This window comes from Burkholderia sp. L27(2015), assembly GCF_009765705.1.
Taxonomy (GTDB): Bacteria; Pseudomonadota; Gammaproteobacteria; order Burkholderiales; family Burkholderiaceae; genus LMUX01.
Genome location: NZ_LMUX01000021.1, coordinates 1,058,848 through 1,072,991, shown reverse-complemented (window position 1 = coordinate 1,072,991; position 14,144 = coordinate 1,058,848). Strand labels below are relative to the sequence as shown.

The following is a 14,144-nucleotide window of genomic DNA, read 5'->3' as shown; positions in this document are numbered from 1 at the left end:
TTTGCTTAGTATTGGTGCGGGCCCCGTTCCGCATCGCGCATGACGCACCGAGATGTTCCGTCGAGCCCTTTCACCGCACGTAGGCTCAAGATTTTTGCCGAGTTGGCACGCGGATTGCATAAGTGTGTACGCAGCAGCAGTATCGCTGAAAGCTTTGTAAAGCAACACGTCGTTAAGGTGCATGGCTTTGCCGTTGCGTTGGCACGCCTAAGGCGCATGGCAGTAACCCAGGAGTTTCTTTATGAAATTGATAACCGCAATCATCAAGCCATTCAAGCTCGATGAGGCGCGCGAAGCCTTATCGGCGATCGGCGTCTCGGGGATAACCGTGACGGAGGTAAAGGGTTTTGGTCGCCAGAAAGGTCACACGGAGTTGTACCGTGGGGCGGAGTACGTGGTGGACTTTCTGCCCAAGGTGAAGATAGAAGCGGCGGTGTCGGATGACATCGTGGACCAGGCGATCGAGGCGTTGGAGCGTTCGGCCCGTACGGGCAAGATCGGCGACGGCAAGATTTTCGTGACACCGATAGAACAAGTGATCCGCATCCGTACGGGCGAGACCGGCGCAGACGCGCTGTAAATCAAACGAAAGCAAACGAGAGCAGCGGCAATTTTGACTGGACTGAGGGGAACACAGATTATGCGCAAACTTTTACTGACCGTGCTGATGGCGGGGTCATTGCTGGCAGCGGGCTTGAGTGCGGCACGCGCCGATGACGCGTCGTCGGCCGCCGCGTCGGCGCCGGCCGCAGCGATGGCTTCGATGCCGATGGCCGCACCCGCAGCCGCTTCCGACGCGTCGGCCGCGGCCGCAGCGCCGGCTGCAGCGGCGGCTGACGCCGCCCCCACCGCACCGGTGTCGGTGGATTCCTCGAAGATCAACTCGGGCGACACGGCCTGGATGCTGACCTCGACGGCGTTGGTGTTGTTCATGACGATCCCGGGCCTGGCCCTGTTCTACGGCGGCATGGTGCGCAAGAAGAACGTGTTGGCCACGCTGATGCAAAGCTTTGCGATTTGCTGTGTGGTGACGATCCTGTGGGTGGTGGTGGGCTACAGCCTGGCGTTCACCCCGGGCAACAGCTTCGTCGGCGGCTTATCGCGCGTGTTCCTCACGGGCATGAACTACATCAAGGGCGACAAGGCGACCACCTTGACCGTGAGCCACCTGGCCACGACGATTCCTGAGTCGGTGTACATGACGTACCAGATGACGTTTGCGATCATTACGCCGGCGTTGATCTGCGGTGCGTTTGCCGATCGGATGAAGTTCTCGGCGATGCTGATTTTCATGTCGCTGTGGACGATCATCGTGTACTCGCCGATCGCGCACATGGTGTGGGAGCCCACGGGCTGGCTGGCAACCGCTGGCATCCTGGACTTCGCAGGCGGCACGGTGGTGCACATCAACGCAGGTATTGCTGGTCTGGTGTGTGCGCTGGTGTTGGGCAAGCGGGTGGGTTATGGCAAAGAAGCCATGGCGCCGCACAACCTGGTGCTCACGCTGGTCGGTGCTGCAATGCTGTGGGTAGGCTGGTTCGGCTTTAACGCGGGTTCGGCCGTAGCGGCAGACGGTCGTGCCGGATTTGCGATGATGGCGACGCAAGTGGCCACGGCAACGGCGGCGCTGGCGTGGATGTTTGCGGAATGGCTGACCAAGGGCAAGCCGTCGGTGCTGGGGATTGCATCGGGTGCGGTGGCCGGGCTGGTGGCGATTACGCCGGCATCGGGTTATGTGGGCGTGCTGGGTTCGCTGGTGATCGGTGTGGCGGCAGGCGTGGTGTGTTTCTGGGCGGCAACGTGGCTCAAGACCAAGCTGGGCTATGACGACTCGCTGGACTGTTTCGGCGTGCACGGCATCGGCGGGATTATCGGGGCGTTGCTCACGGGGGTGTTCGCAGTCAAGGACATCGGCGGAGCGGACGGCAGCGTGATCTTGCAGGCCAAGGGTGTGTTGACCACGTTGGTCTATAGCGGCGTGCTCAGCTACGTGCTGCTGAAGATCATCGACATGGTGATGGGCATCCGCGTGAGCGAAGAAGAAGAGCGCGAAGGCCTCGATATCACCTTGCACGGCGAGCACGTCGAATAAGGAATATCACTTTATATCGCTTTGATGGGCGAGGTAATACGTAACAGGTTTACAGAGAGCAGCGAGATTTGGCCCGCCTACCCAGGCGGGCTTTTTTTCTTTTGATTTAGGCACTTAGCTAGGCACCTAAGCCAGCCTGCAAGCAGGTACCCGAGCACGCCGCCTGGCGATCGTCAGCCCAGATAAATGGACGTCCTTGCTTGTAAAGCGGCCGGCCGCCCCAAAGTGTGGATCATAATTGCACTACAATCGGCGACTCGCCGCCCCAATTCATTGCCCCAGAGAGATTCATGGTTCCCCACCTAGTCACCGCGTTGAATGGTCCGCTGCTCGATCTGGAGCGGAAAATCCTCGACGCGACACCCGCCATAGAGCGCTGGTTCCGGCTCGAGTGGCAGGAACACACGCCGCCTTTTTATTGTTCGGTGGATCTGCGCAATGCCGGATTCAAGCTGGCGCCGGTCGATACCAACCTGTTTCCGGGCGGTTTCAATAATTTGCCGCTGGAAGTCCTGCCGCTGGCGGTTCAGGCTGCGATGGCATCGATCGAGAAAATCTGTCCCGACGCGAAAAATCTGCTGCTGATCCCGGAGCGCCACACGCATAACGCGTTCTACCTCGAGAACCTGGCGCGTCTGTCGACGATCATGCGGCAGGCCGGCTTGAACGTGCGCTTCGGCACCCTGGATGAGGAAATCGAAGAACCGCTTACGCTGCAACTGGCCGGCGGGCAGACGATCGTGCTCGAACCGCTGGAACGTACGCCGCGCCGGCTGGGGTTGAAAAACTTCGATCCCTGCTCGATCCTGTTGAACAACGATCTGTCGGCCGGCATTCCGCCTGTGCTGGAAAATCTGCACGAACAATATTTGCTGCCGCCGTTGCATGCCGGCTGGGCCACGCGCCGCAAGTCGACGCATTTCTCGACCTATGACGACGTGGCGAAACGGTTTTCGAAGCTGATCGACGTCGATCCGTGGATGCTCAACCCCTACTTCGCGCGCTGCAACGATATCGATTTTCAGAACCGCACCGGCGACCAGAACCTGGCCGATACGGTCGACGTGGTATTGAAGAAGATTGCGAAGAAGTACCGCGAGTACGGCATTCAGGACAAGCCGTATGTGGTCATCAAGGCCGACGCCGGTACTTACGGCATGGGCGTGATGACAGTGCACGACGCTGCCGAGGTCGCGAACCTGAACCGGCGCGACCGCAGCAAGATGTCGGTCGTCAAGGAGGGGCTCGAAGTGCATGATGTGATTGTGCAGGAAGGGGTGCATACTTTCGAGCGCGTCAATGAAGCGGTGGCCGAGCCGGTCGTTTATATGATCGACCGGTATGTGGTTGGCGGTTTCTATCGAGTCCATACCGAACGCGGACCGGACCAGAACCTCAACGCGCCGGGCATGCACTTTGTACCGCTGGCCTTCGAGCATGCAGCGTTGCCCGATGTGCACGCAAAAGCGGGTGCGGCGCCGCCGAACCGGTTCTATATGTATGGCGTGGTCGCGCGGCTGGCATTGTTGGCGGCGTCGATCGAGCTAGAGAAAACAGACCCCGACGCTATTCAGGTTTGACCCACCCCACGTCTGCAGCTTTGTGAGTTCGAGTGATCATGGATATTTTGTTTATTGCCGATCCGCTGGAAGCGTTCAAGATTTACAAGGACACGACCTTTTCGATGATGGCCGAGGCAGCTCGCCGCGGTCACACGTTATACGCTTGTGAACCTTACGACCTGGCGCTCAGCTCCGGGGTAGTCGATGCCCGCGTGAGGCGCATTGAAATCGTGGCCGATCATCATCATGTCGGCCCGGGCCCGTGGTATCGGGCCGCGCCCGCGGAAATCGTCGCGTTGGAGCGGTTCGACGCCATTTTGATGCGCAAAGACCCGCCGTTCGACATGGAATATGTGACCGCTACCTGGTTGCTCGAACATGCCGAGCGCCGTGGGGCTCGCGTATTCAACAAACCTCAGGCGATTCGCGACCATTCGGAAAAGCTCGCAATCGGCGAGTTTCCGCAATTTGTCGCGCCGACTCTGGTGACGCGCGACGTGACGCGGCTGCGCGCCTTCCATGATGAACATGGCGACATCATTCTCAAGCCGCTTGACGGGATGGGCGGCATGGGCATTTTCCGGGTCAAGGCCGATGGCATGAATCTCGGTTCGATTATCGAAACCTTGAGCGACAACGGCGTACGTTCGGTGATGGCGCAGAAATTCATTCCGGCGATTACCGAGGGTGACAAGCGCATCCTGATCATTGGCGGCAAACCGGTACCGTTTTCGCTGGCGCGCATTCCCCAAGGCAACGAAGTGCGCGGCAATCTGGCGGCGGGCGGTTTGGGCCGCGCGCAGCCGCTGAGCGCTCACGACCTGGAAATCGCCGAAACGCTGGCACCGGTGTTGATCGCGCGCGGCTTGCTGCTGGTCGGGCTCGATGCGATCGGCGATTGGCTGACGGAAGTGAATGTCACGAGCCCTACCTGCTTCCGGGAAATTACGGAACAAACGGGGTTCGACGTGCCGGCAATGTTTATCGACGCGTTGGAAGCAGCCGTGGGATGAGCGGGCGGGTTTGGACAAATGGCCTAGTGCAGCGGGCAAGGGCGAAGGCAGCATTGCATCGCCCCTGCTGTTACAATTGAGGGCCAAGGCGAGTGAGCGGGCGTTGCGAAGGTTTCACCTCCTGCTCCCATAGGCATGTTTGCTGAAATGACGCTGTAAAGCGCTGCTGTGAAGCGATACCGCGCCGTGAAGATACCAATATGGCAGGAATACTGATTATTGCGCATGCTCCGTTTGCCACCGCGTTGCGGGATTGCATTTCGCACATTTACGGTGGCCTGCCGGCGCGCATCGGGGTGATCGACATTACCCCCGATAACGACCCCGCCCAACTACTGCAAACGGCAGAGATGGAATTAACGCGCCTGATGGAAGAAAACGGCGCGTTGGTGTTGACCGACCTGTTCGGCGCAACGCCGTCCAATATTGCCGCGCGGCTGGCCAGTTTGCCCCGCGTGCGCGTGCTCGCCGGCGCCAATCTGCCGATGCTGGTACGCGCTGTCTGTTATCGCTCGATTCCACTCGATACGCTCGTGGATAAGGCGCTTGCGGGCGGAATCAAAGGCATCCAGGCTGTCAGCCCACCCGCGGCCGGCGCCACTGCTACCCCGTCTTCTACCCTGGCCGCGGCCGTGTCGGCTGCAGCAGTCGATACCACCGGCGCGGCTTCCCCTTTGTCCTGTCCACCGGATCATCATGCTGCAACGTGAGACTAAGATCGTCAATAAGCTGGGTCTGCATGCGCGCGCCTCGGCAAAACTCACTCAACTGGCCGGACGTTTCCAATGCGAGGTCTGGATGACACGCAACTCGCGCCGCATCAACGCCAAAAGCATCATGGGCGTGATGATGTTGGCTGCCGGGATCGGCAGCACGGTGCTGATCGAAACCGAGGGTGCCGACGAACAACAAGCGATGGACGAAGTGCTCGCGATGATCGCCAATAAATTCGGCGAAGGCGAGTAGGTCTGACCGGGCATCCCCGAATGGCGCAGTGCGTTCCGACTCAGGCATGATGCAATCGGATTGGGGGCGCCGAATGTATTGAACGCGCTGAATGCGACGTACGTGCAGCCTTAGCCATAGCCGTTCATAACTGTATCGAGGAGCCGCGCTTGTCGTTCACACTGCATGGGATCCCTGTGTCTCGCGGCATCGCCATCGGGCGGGCTTATCTGATCGCGCCCGCAGCGCTCGATGTCGACCACTATCTCGTGGAGCCTGAGGAAATCGAGGCCGAGGTCGCGCGCTTTTGCGCCGCTCAGGATGTCGTGCATCGCGAACTCGATACGATACGCGCCGATTTGCCGGCGGATGCGCCCGGCGAAATGAGCGCGTTTCTGAACGTTCACATGTTGATCCTGCGCGACGCGATGCTGGCCGAAGCCGCCGTCGAATTGATACGCAAGCGCCGCTACAACGCCGAGTGGGCGCTGACCGAACAACTCGAACAACTGGGGCGGCACTTCGACGAGATCGAAGACGCGTATCTGCGCGAGCGCAAGGCGGATCTGGAGCAGGTGGTCGAGCGAGTGCTGATCGCTCTGGCGGGGTCGCCATCGGCCGCGGCCGTGGTGGCGGACGGCGCGCAACGCTCCGGCGGCACACTCGAAATGATTGTGGTCGCCCATGACATTGCGCCGGCCGATATGCTGCAATTCAAAACGCAGGCATTCCGAGGCTTTGTTACCGATTTGGGCGGACGCACCTCGCACACGGCCATCGTCGCGCGCAGCCTGGGCATTCCGGCCGCGGTCGGCGTGCAGCAGGCCAGTGCGCTGATCCGGCAAAACGATCTGATCATCGTCGACGGCGATGCGGGCATCGTGATCGTCGACCCTGCACCGATTATTCTCGAAGAATATTCCTACCGGCAAAGCGAAAAAGAGCTCGAGCAACGCAAGCTGCAGCGGCTGAAATTCTCGCCGACGCAGACGGTCGACGGCACCAAGATCGATCTCCTAGCCAACATCGAATTACCCGAAGATGCGGTCGGCGCGCTCAGCGCGGGTGCGGTCGGCATCGGGCTGTTTCGTACCGAATTCCTGTTCATGGGCAAGCACGAACACCCCCAGGAAGAACAGCAGTTCGAGGCGTACCGGCGGGTTGTCGAGATCATGCAGGGCTTGCCGGTGACGATACGCACCATCGACGTGGGCGCCGATAAGCCGCTCGATCATCGCACCGACGGTTTCGAGACCGCGGCGAATCCCGCGCTCGGCCTGCGCGCGATCCGCTGGAGTTTGTCCGAGCCGCAAATGTTCCTGACGCAGTTGCGCGCGATCCTGCGTGCCTCGGCATTCGGGCCTGTGAAAATTCTGATTCCCATGCTTGCGCATGCCCAGGAAATCGATCAGACGCTCGATCTGATTTACGAGGCCAAACAGCAGTGCGACGATGCGGGGCTCGCTTACGATCCGAACGTCAAGGTCGGCGCGATGATAGAGATTCCCGCCGCGGCGCTTGCTGTGCAGATGTTTTTGAAGCGCCTCGATTTCCTGTCGATCGGCACCAACGACCTGATTCAATACACGCTGGCCATCGATCGCACCGACAACGCCGTGGCGCATCTGTACGACCCGTGTCACCCGGCTGTGCTGGGCTTAATCAGCCATACGCTACGTGAAGCACAACGTGCCGGCGTGCCGGTTTCAGTATGCGGCGAGATGGCCGGAGATCCGCTGCTCACGCGTTTGCTATTGGGTATGGGGCTGACCGAGTTCTCGATGCATCCGAGCCAATTGCTCACGGTCAAGCAAGAGGTGCTGCGGGCACATCGGCCGCATCTGGAAAAGCCTGTGCAGGACGTGCTCGCCGCTTACGAGCCGGCCGAACTGCAGGCGGCGCTTACGCGCTTGGCGCACATCTGAAAGCTAGCTGAGAGTGAGTGTGGGAAGGCTGCGGGTGCGTCTGCCGCGGTTGGCGTGCGTGGCTTAATGTGCCTGGCTTGGTCCGCTAAATTAGTCTCAGGCATTACCCGCGCGCGGCGTGAGCCGATCCACAAACCGGGCAATCGGGCTGCCGTGCGACGCGGATGGTGTTCCATTCGCCGCGTAGCGCGTCGTACAGCACGAGACGTCCCACGAGCGCGGTGCCGACATGGGCAATCACCTTCAGCGCTTCGGCAGCCTGCATCGCACCCACGATACCGACCAGCGGCGCAAACACGCCCATAGTCGAGCACGCGACTTCCTCGAATTCCTGATCCGGCGGAAACAGGCATCCATAGCACGGCGATGCCGGATCGCGCGCGTCAAAGGTGCTGATCTGCCCGTCGAAGCGTAGTGCCGCGCCCGACACTAGCGGCACTCGATGGGTGACACAGGCGCGGTTGATGGCGTGACGCGTGACGAAATTGTCGGAGCAATCGAGAACCACGCTCGCGCGCGCGACCCATTCGTCGAGGAACGCGGCGTCGGCCCGCACGGGCAGCGCGTTGACGACGACCTCGGGGTTGATCTGTGCGAGTGTGGCCTGCGCTGACTGGACCTTGAGGGATCCGACACTGGCTGTGGTATGGACGATCTGACGCTGGAGATTGGTCAGGTCGACTTCATCGGGATCGACGACGCTCAACGTGCCGACTCCGGCCGCGGCCAGATACAGACAGGCCGGCGCTCCCAGGCCGCCTGCGCCCACCACCAACACATGAGCGTCGAGGAAGCGTTGTTGCGCCTCGATACCGAGCTCGTCAAGCAGGATGTGGCGCGAGTAGCGCAGTAGTTGATCGTCGTTCATGCCGGCGGAGTCCGGAAGCGGGCCGCGGTGGCCGGGGGAGAGTCAAGCGCCGAGCCGCCTCATCGATGTACCGACGAGGCGGTCGTGATCCGCTTACTTGACGACTGCGCCCGATGCGATCGCCGGAACGCTGGCGGTGGCGCTGGAGGCTGAGCCGGTTGTTGCGGCTTGCGGGCCATCGCTGTCGACGTTGATCAGCGCCTTGGAAAGCGCCACGGGTTGGCCTTTCAACTCGTCAATCGCCTGTTGCAGCATGAAGTCGCTCGGGCTGCCGAAATCAGGCGGCGGACGGTTGCGGTCTTTCTCGCGCTGCTCCGGGGTCTTCTTGGCATTCGCCTCTTCGAGGTTGCGCAGCAGTTGCATGTGATCTTTCTGACGCTGCTCCGCTTCTTTCTTCTCGTTCGGGTCCTGCAGGTTGGCCAAGTGGTTCGAATAATCGGCTTCGCGCGTCACCAGCGCATCGTCGGGGTCGCCATCCGCGTATTGATCGACCACGAAGTTGGGTTCGATACCCTTGTTCTGGATCGAGCGGCCGCTAGGCGTGTAGTAATACGCCGTGGTCAGGCGCAAGGCGGTGTCTGCGGTGAGCGGACGTACAGTCTGTACCGACCCTTTACCGAAGGTGGTTTTGCCCATCAATTGAGCGCGATGGTAATCCTGTAGCGCGCCGGCCACAATTTCCGACGCCGACGCCGAATACGCGTTGGTCAGCACGACCATAGGCACCGTCTTATAGATGGCTGGCAGGTTCTTCAGCGGATCCGTGTCGAAGGACGGCAGACGGTAATTGCTGAAAGTATCGCGGTAGGTCTGCTTGGCGTCGGCGATCTGGCCGTTGGTCGTCACCACCACCGAATTGTCCGGCAAGAATGCGCCCGCTACGCCCACTGCGGTTTGCAGCAAGCCGCCGCCGTTATTGCGCAGGTCGAGCACCACGCCCTTGAGCTGCGGATCGGCCTTGGCCAAGTCCGTCAACTTCGCGGCGAGGTCAGGGATGGTGCGTTCCTGAAAGCTGGTCACGCGTACCCATGCATAGCCGGGTTCGATCATTTTCGCTTTGACGCTTTGCACGCGAATTTCGGCGCGCGTCACGGTCACCGGGAAGGTGCGTTCGTCCGTCTTGCGGAACAGCGTCACGGTCACTTTGGTGCCCGGATCACCGCGCATCTGCTTGACGGCGGCGTCCAGCGTCATGCCGCGCACTGGCTGGTCGTTGATGCGTGTAATCAGATCGCCCGGACGAATCCCGGCACGAAACGCCGGCGAGTCCTCAATCGGGGAGATGACTTTGATCAGCCCGTCTTCCTGGGAGATCTCGATACCCAGCCCGGCGAATTTGCCGCGCGTCTGCTCTTGCAGTTCGGCATATTCGGTTTTGTCCAGGTACGAGGAGTGCGGATCGAGGCTGGAGACCATGCCCTTGATGGCGGCGGTCAGCAGCTTTTTGTCGTCCACCGGCTCCACGTATTCGCTCTTGATCTGACCGAATACTTCGGCAAATAGTCTGAGTTGATCGAGGGGCAGGGGCGCTAAGTCACCCGGTTGTGCGGCGGAAGAGAGCTGTAACGTTGCAAACGTGCCGGTCAGCAGGCCTGCTGCTACCAGGCCAAGGTATTTCAGTTGTATGCGCATAGATCAGTTAATGTGTGGCTCTCGTCAACTCGCAAGCGAAGGTTCTATGAGTATAACTGTTTTGATTTTTTTAACGGAATAAGACCGATCGAGATCTTTTTCGATCGTAACATTCGTTATGCGGTTGCAGTCTCAGACCGCTTCGACAGCGACTTTGCGGCGAGGTTCGAGCCAGGCTCGAAATATCTACGCTCCAAAAAACTGGGAAGCGGTCGGGACCGGACGCTGAACCAGGATCAGCCGACTTTTCCCTGTTTCGCCACGGCGGCCTGCGCCGCGGCGATCGCGGCCGGGTCGCCCAGGTAACCACTCTTGATCGGCTTCAGGTCGGCATCGAGTTCGTAGACGAGCGGGATGCCGTTGGGTACGTTAAGGCCGACGATGTCGCTATCGGCGATATTGTCGAGATACTTGATCAGCGCGCGCAGCGAATTGCCGTGAGCCGAGACCACCACGCGTTTGCCCGCCTTGATGGCCGGCGCGATCGATTCATTCCATATCGGCAGCACCCGGGCCACGGTGTCCTTCAGGCACTCGGTCAACGGCAACTGCTCGCGCGGCACTTTGGCGTAGCGTGGATCCCCGTAAGGTGCGCGTTCATCGTCAGCGTCCAGCGCCGGGGGCGGCGTGTCATAGCTGCGGCGCCACACCAGCACTTGCTCCTCGCCATATTTGGCCGCCGTTTCCGCCTTGTTCAGGCCGGCCAGCGCGCCGTAGCTGCGCTCGTTCAGGCGCCACGAGTGCACCACCGGCAGCCACATCAGGTCCATCGCGTCCTGCACCTGCCACAGCGTGCGAACTGCGCGCTTGAGGACCGAGGTATAGGCAATGTCGAAGGTAAAACCGGCTTCCTTGAGCAGCACGCCGGCTTGATAAGCCTCGATGGCGCCTTTCTCGGTCAGGTCGACGTCGACCCAGCCTGTGAAGCGGTTTTCCTTGTTCCAGGTCGATTCGCCGTGGCGGATAAGCACAAGTTTGTACATGGTTAGCTTCGAAAGAGTGGTAAAACCGGCAAGCGAAAAACGGAAGGCCTGAGGCGGGCCAAGCAAGCGGCCCAAATAAGTGACGCAACTGAGCGACCCAAACACCGCTTTTTGGCCGGCCTCAAAAATGCAATTCCGCATCGCAACAGGGAGTATTTTATAATGATTGGATTCCAACCTACCTTTGGCGGTTTTTCCGTGACGTTTTTCACCGACTACATCAACCTTGTTTTAATCGCAATTGCCCTGATCTCCGGAGCATTGCTGCTGTGGCCGGCATTGCGCAAAGGGCGCGGCATCTCGGCCGCAGACGCTACCGTGTTGATCAACCGGCGAAACGCCGTGATCGTCGATGTGCGTACCGCTGCCGAATTCGCTGCGGGGCACCTGCCCCAGGCGCGCCATTTCGCGTTGGAGGAACTGGGAACGAAAGCCGCCCAAGTCAACAAGAACAAGAAAACGCCGCTTTTGCTAATCTGCCAAACCGGTCAGCGAGCACAGAAGGCGCAGGCGCTGCTGGAAAGCGCCGGCTATACGGAAACTTATATTTTGCAGGGCGGTCTGGGCGCCTGGCATCAGGCGGGCATGCCCGTCGTTAGGGAGGGAACAGCATGATGAACAAAGTGGTGATGTACAGCACGCAGGTGTGCCCGTATTGCGTCATGGCCGAGCGCTTGTTGAAGTCGCGGGGCGTTGAGCATGTCGAAAAAGTTCTCATCGACAAAGATCCGGCCCGCCGCGCCGAAATGATGACGCGCACCGGGCGTCGTACCGTGCCACAGGTTTTTATTGGCGAAACCCATATCGGTGGGTACGACGATCTGTCGGCGCTGGATCGCAAGGGCGGTTTGCAACTGATGCTGGAAGAAGTTGCTTGAATCCGCTTGCCTGAACCCGGTCACCTGAGCTGTGGCGTGGCCCGTTGCCCGCCCCTCGTTGCCTGACTTGGCCTGATCGGTCAGTTCGAAAAGGTGTTAATCGTGTTTGGGTGTTCGGCGATGTGTTCGAGCCAGTATCCAATTATTTTTTTGCTGCCGGTGCCCGAGTGCCGAGCGGCGCTTCGCTGTTCTTAGGAATCTTTCCCCATGTCAGACGTCAACACTGAGCCGTACTTCAACATCCAGCGCGTTTATCTAAAGGATGCGTCGCTTGAGCAGCCGAATTCCCCAGGAATTTTCCTCGAAACCGAAATGCCGTCGGTCGAAGTGGAAGTTGACGTCAAGGCCGAACGCCTCGCCGATGGTGTGTTCGAGGGCGTCGTAACGGGCACCGTGACCGCCAAGGTCAAGGATAAGATCGCCTTCCTGATCGAAGCCAAGCAAGCGGGTATTTTCGACATTCGCAATATCCCGAACGATCAAATCGATCCGTTGCTGGGCATTGCCTGCCCGACCATCATTTTCCCGTACCTGCGCGCCAATATCGCCGACATGGTGACGCGTGCCGGCTTCCCGCCGATCCATCTGGCGGAAATCAACTTCCAGGCGCTGTACGAGCAACGTCAAGCGCAGTTTGCCGCGCAAAACGGCGCCGCCAGCAATGATCCTGGCATCATCGTGGCCGATAGCGCTCCGACTCAGCATTAAGCGCAATCGCGTTAGCCAGGGATGAAAGTCGCCGTTCTCGGTGCCGGCGCATGGGGTACGGCGCTGGCCAGCCACCTCGCCGGGCGGCACGATACCCTGCTTTGGGCGCGTGATGCGCGCCTGGTGCAGCGGCTCGCGCTCGATCATGAAAATTCGGCGTATCTGCCCGGGGTCCCGCTCCACGCGAAATTGCGTTTCGAGACGGACTTCGCGGCCGCGCTCGAACATGCCAGCGGCGAGCGCGCGCTGTGTGTGCTCGCAGCTCCGGTTGCCGGCTTGCGTGGCTTGTGCGAAGCGATACGTGCCGCCGGTCGAGTGCCCGCGCAAATGGTCTGGTTGTGCAAAGGATTTGAAGCCGATACCCGCTTGTTGCCGCACCAGGTCGTGGCCGACGTGTTGCCGGATCATCTCGGATGCGGCGCTTTGTCGGGACCGAGTTTCGCGCGCGAAGTCGCAGCCGGCTTACCTGCGGCGCTGACCGTCGCCAGTAGTTCGCAGCTTTGCCGCGATTTGACCGTGCAGGCGTTCCATCACGGCGCGATGCGCATCTACACGGGAGAGGACGTGGTCGGTGTCGAGGTGGGCGGCGCGGTAAAGAATGTGCTTGCGATTGCCACCGGTATCGCCGATGGCCTGGGCCTGGGCTTGAACGCGCGGGCAGCGTTGATTACGCGTGGCCTCGCCGAAATGACGCGGCTCGGCGTTGCGCTGGGCGGTAGCGCCGAAACCTTCACCGGCCTGACCGGGCTAGGCGACCTGATCCTGACCGCGACCGGCGACCTGTCGCGCAATCGCACGGTCGGCATGCAACTGGCCGGCGGCCAGACGCTCGCGCAGATTCTGAACCACCTTGGGCATGTGGCCGAAGGGGTGCTTTGCGCTCGCGCGGTGTTGGAGATTGCGCAGCACTGCAAGGTCGAGGTGCCGATTACCGAAGCGGTTTGCTCGGTACTGTTCGACGGCCGAACACCGCGTGCCGCGGTGGGCGCATTATTGCGCCGCGACGCCCGCGCGGAAAGCTGAACGACGCACTCTCAACTTCCCCCCGCAAACCCCTGTTGCCGCCACGCTTCGAATACCACCACGGCGACCGTGTTGGACAGATTCAAGCTGCGGTTTTCCGGTCGCATCGGTAGCCTCACGCGGCGTGTGCCGTCGAATTCGTCGAGTACCTCGGCGGCCAGCCCTCGTGTCTCGGCACCAAATATAAACCAGTCGCCCGGCTCGAATTTCTGCTCGTAAAAACCGCTGGCGCCGCGGGTCGTAAAGGCGAACATACGCTGTCGATCGGGCTTTTCGGTATCGAGAAAAGCTGTCCAGTTTGAGTGCACTATCATGGCGGCGTACTCGTGATAGTCGAGCCCGGCACGGCGCAACTTTGCGTCGTCCAACGGAAAGCCGAGCGGCTCGATAAGGTGCAAGCGCGCGCCGGTATTCGCGCACAGGCGAATCACATTGCCGGTGTTCGGCGGAATTTCAGGTTCGACCAGAACGACATTGAACATAGTTTCCTTCGGGTTTAGGCAATCGCGGTATTT

General features: G+C 60.4%; 15 protein-coding genes. 11 read left to right on the top strand and 4 right to left on the bottom strand.

The genetic code is table 11. The features are described from left to right. Positions 1-241: 241 nt before the first annotated feature. The 7 genes from GSQ77_RS23245 (at position 242) to ptsP (ending at position 7,537) form a co-directional block, all read left to right on the top strand. On the top strand, positions 242-580 hold the full coding sequence (locus GSQ77_RS23245) for a P-II family nitrogen regulator (protein ID WP_158905225.1): 339 nt from the start codon (positions 242-244) through the stop codon (positions 578-580). Positions 581-640: 60 nt separating this feature from the next. After that, complete coding sequence (locus GSQ77_RS23240) at positions 641-2,092, top strand: ammonium transporter (RefSeq protein ID WP_158905223.1); 1,452 nt, start codon at positions 641-643, stop codon at positions 2,090-2,092. 290 nt (positions 2,093-2,382) lie between these two features. Beyond that, on the top strand, positions 2,383-3,672 hold the full coding sequence (gene gshA, locus GSQ77_RS23235) for a glutamate--cysteine ligase (protein WP_158905221.1): 1,290 nt from the start codon (positions 2,383-2,385) through the stop codon (positions 3,670-3,672). Positions 3,673-3,710: 38 nt separating this feature from the next. Next, positions 3,711-4,667: a glutathione synthase gene (gshB, locus tag GSQ77_RS23230; RefSeq protein WP_158905219.1), complete on the top strand. Its 957-nt coding sequence runs from the start codon at positions 3,711-3,713 to the stop codon at positions 4,665-4,667. Between the two features lie 200 nt (positions 4,668-4,867). Continuing rightward, on the top strand, positions 4,868-5,377 hold the full coding sequence (locus GSQ77_RS23225; protein WP_158905217.1) for a PTS sugar transporter subunit IIA: 510 nt from the start codon (positions 4,868-4,870) through the stop codon (positions 5,375-5,377). Then, positions 5,364-5,633: an HPr family phosphocarrier protein gene (locus GSQ77_RS23220; protein ID WP_158905215.1), complete on the top strand. Its 270-nt coding sequence runs from the start codon at positions 5,364-5,366 to the stop codon at positions 5,631-5,633. Before GSQ77_RS23225 ends, GSQ77_RS23220 begins: the two co-directional genes overlap by 14 nt. A gap of 149 nt (positions 5,634-5,782) precedes the next feature. After that, on the top strand, positions 5,783-7,537 hold the full coding sequence (gene ptsP / locus GSQ77_RS23215) for a phosphoenolpyruvate--protein phosphotransferase (protein WP_158905213.1): 1,755 nt from the start codon (positions 5,783-5,785) through the stop codon (positions 7,535-7,537). 103 nt (positions 7,538-7,640) lie between these two features. Here the strand turns inward: ptsP and GSQ77_RS23210 are convergent, their stop codons facing one another. The 3 genes from GSQ77_RS23210 to gpmA all read right to left on the bottom strand — a co-directional run bounded on the left by GSQ77_RS23210 (position 7,641) and on the right by gpmA (position 11,020). Continuing rightward, positions 7,641-8,405, bottom strand: a complete 765-nt coding sequence (locus tag GSQ77_RS23210) for a molybdopterin-synthase adenylyltransferase MoeB (RefSeq protein ID WP_158905211.1) — start codon at positions 8,403-8,405, stop codon at positions 7,641-7,643. A gap of 93 nt (positions 8,406-8,498) precedes the next feature. Then, positions 8,499-10,037 (bottom strand): S41 family peptidase, encoded by a 1,539-nt coding sequence (locus tag GSQ77_RS23205; RefSeq protein WP_158905209.1) that lies wholly within the window; start codon positions 10,035-10,037, stop codon positions 8,499-8,501. A 236-nt stretch (positions 10,038-10,273) separates the two neighbouring features. Next, positions 10,274-11,020, bottom strand: coding sequence for a 2,3-diphosphoglycerate-dependent phosphoglycerate mutase (gene gpmA, locus GSQ77_RS23200; protein WP_158905208.1), 747 nt, complete (start codon positions 11,018-11,020; stop codon positions 10,274-10,276). Positions 11,021-11,218: 198 nt separating this feature from the next. On the opposite strand from gpmA, the gene GSQ77_RS23195 reads away from it, so the two are divergent. The 4 genes from GSQ77_RS23195 to GSQ77_RS23180 all read left to right on the top strand — a co-directional run bounded on the left by GSQ77_RS23195 (position 11,219) and on the right by GSQ77_RS23180 (position 13,629). After that, positions 11,219-11,635, top strand: coding sequence for a rhodanese-like domain-containing protein (locus tag GSQ77_RS23195; protein WP_158906517.1), 417 nt, complete (start codon positions 11,219-11,221; stop codon positions 11,633-11,635). After that, positions 11,635-11,898 carry a glutaredoxin 3 gene (grxC, locus tag GSQ77_RS23190; protein ID WP_158906515.1) on the top strand — a complete coding sequence of 88 codons (264 nt, stop codon included), beginning with the start codon at positions 11,635-11,637 and terminating at the stop codon, positions 11,896-11,898. Before GSQ77_RS23195 ends, grxC begins: the two co-directional genes overlap by 1 nt. Positions 11,899-12,105: 207 nt before the next feature. After that, positions 12,106-12,606: a protein-export chaperone SecB gene (gene secB, locus GSQ77_RS23185; RefSeq protein ID WP_158905206.1), complete on the top strand. Its 501-nt coding sequence runs from the start codon at positions 12,106-12,108 to the stop codon at positions 12,604-12,606. A gap of 21 nt (positions 12,607-12,627) precedes the next feature. Further along, positions 12,628-13,629, top strand: a complete 1,002-nt coding sequence (locus GSQ77_RS23180) for an NAD(P)H-dependent glycerol-3-phosphate dehydrogenase (protein WP_158905204.1) — start codon at positions 12,628-12,630, stop codon at positions 13,627-13,629. Between the two features lie 11 nt (positions 13,630-13,640). Here GSQ77_RS23180 and trmL read toward each other — a convergent pair whose 3' ends face one another. Then, the gene (gene trmL, locus GSQ77_RS23175; RefSeq protein WP_158905202.1) at positions 13,641-14,111 is read right to left on the bottom strand and encodes a tRNA (uridine(34)/cytosine(34)/5-carboxymethylaminomethyluridine(34)-2'-O)-methyltransferase TrmL; all 471 of its coding nucleotides are present in this window, start codon (positions 14,109-14,111) and stop codon (positions 13,641-13,643) included. Between the last annotated feature and the right edge of the window lie 33 nt (positions 14,112-14,144).

Bases quoted from the DNA above. Each gene is read 5' to 3' on its own strand.
- GSQ77_RS23245 (WP_158905225.1), top strand. From the start codon at position 242: ATGAAATTGATAACCGCAATCATCAAGCCATTCAAGCTCGATGAGGCG.
- GSQ77_RS23240 (WP_158905223.1), top strand. From the start codon at position 641: ATGCGCAAACTTTTACTGACCGTGCTGATGGCGGGGTCATTGCTGGCA.
- gshA (WP_158905221.1), top strand. From the start codon at position 2,383: ATGGTTCCCCACCTAGTCACCGCGTTGAATGGTCCGCTGCTCGATCTG.
- gshB (WP_158905219.1), top strand. From the start codon at position 3,711: ATGGATATTTTGTTTATTGCCGATCCGCTGGAAGCGTTCAAGATTTAC.
- GSQ77_RS23225 (WP_158905217.1), top strand. From the start codon at position 4,868: ATGGCAGGAATACTGATTATTGCGCATGCTCCGTTTGCCACCGCGTTG.
- GSQ77_RS23220 (WP_158905215.1), top strand. From the start codon at position 5,364: ATGCTGCAACGTGAGACTAAGATCGTCAATAAGCTGGGTCTGCATGCG.
- GSQ77_RS23210 (WP_158905211.1), bottom strand. From the start codon at position 8,405: ATGAACGACGATCAACTACTGCGCTACTCGCGCCACATCCTGCTTGAC.
- GSQ77_RS23205 (WP_158905209.1), bottom strand. From the start codon at position 10,037: ATGCGCATACAACTGAAATACCTTGGCCTGGTAGCAGCAGGCCTGCTG.
- gpmA (WP_158905208.1), bottom strand. From the start codon at position 11,020: ATGTACAAACTTGTGCTTATCCGCCACGGCGAATCGACCTGGAACAAG.
- grxC (WP_158906515.1), top strand. From the start codon at position 11,635: ATGAACAAAGTGGTGATGTACAGCACGCAGGTGTGCCCGTATTGCGTC.
- secB (WP_158905206.1), top strand. From the start codon at position 12,106: ATGTCAGACGTCAACACTGAGCCGTACTTCAACATCCAGCGCGTTTAT.
- GSQ77_RS23180 (WP_158905204.1), top strand. From the start codon at position 12,628: ATGAAAGTCGCCGTTCTCGGTGCCGGCGCATGGGGTACGGCGCTGGCC.
- trmL (WP_158905202.1), bottom strand. From the start codon at position 14,111: ATGTTCAATGTCGTTCTGGTCGAACCTGAAATTCCGCCGAACACCGGC.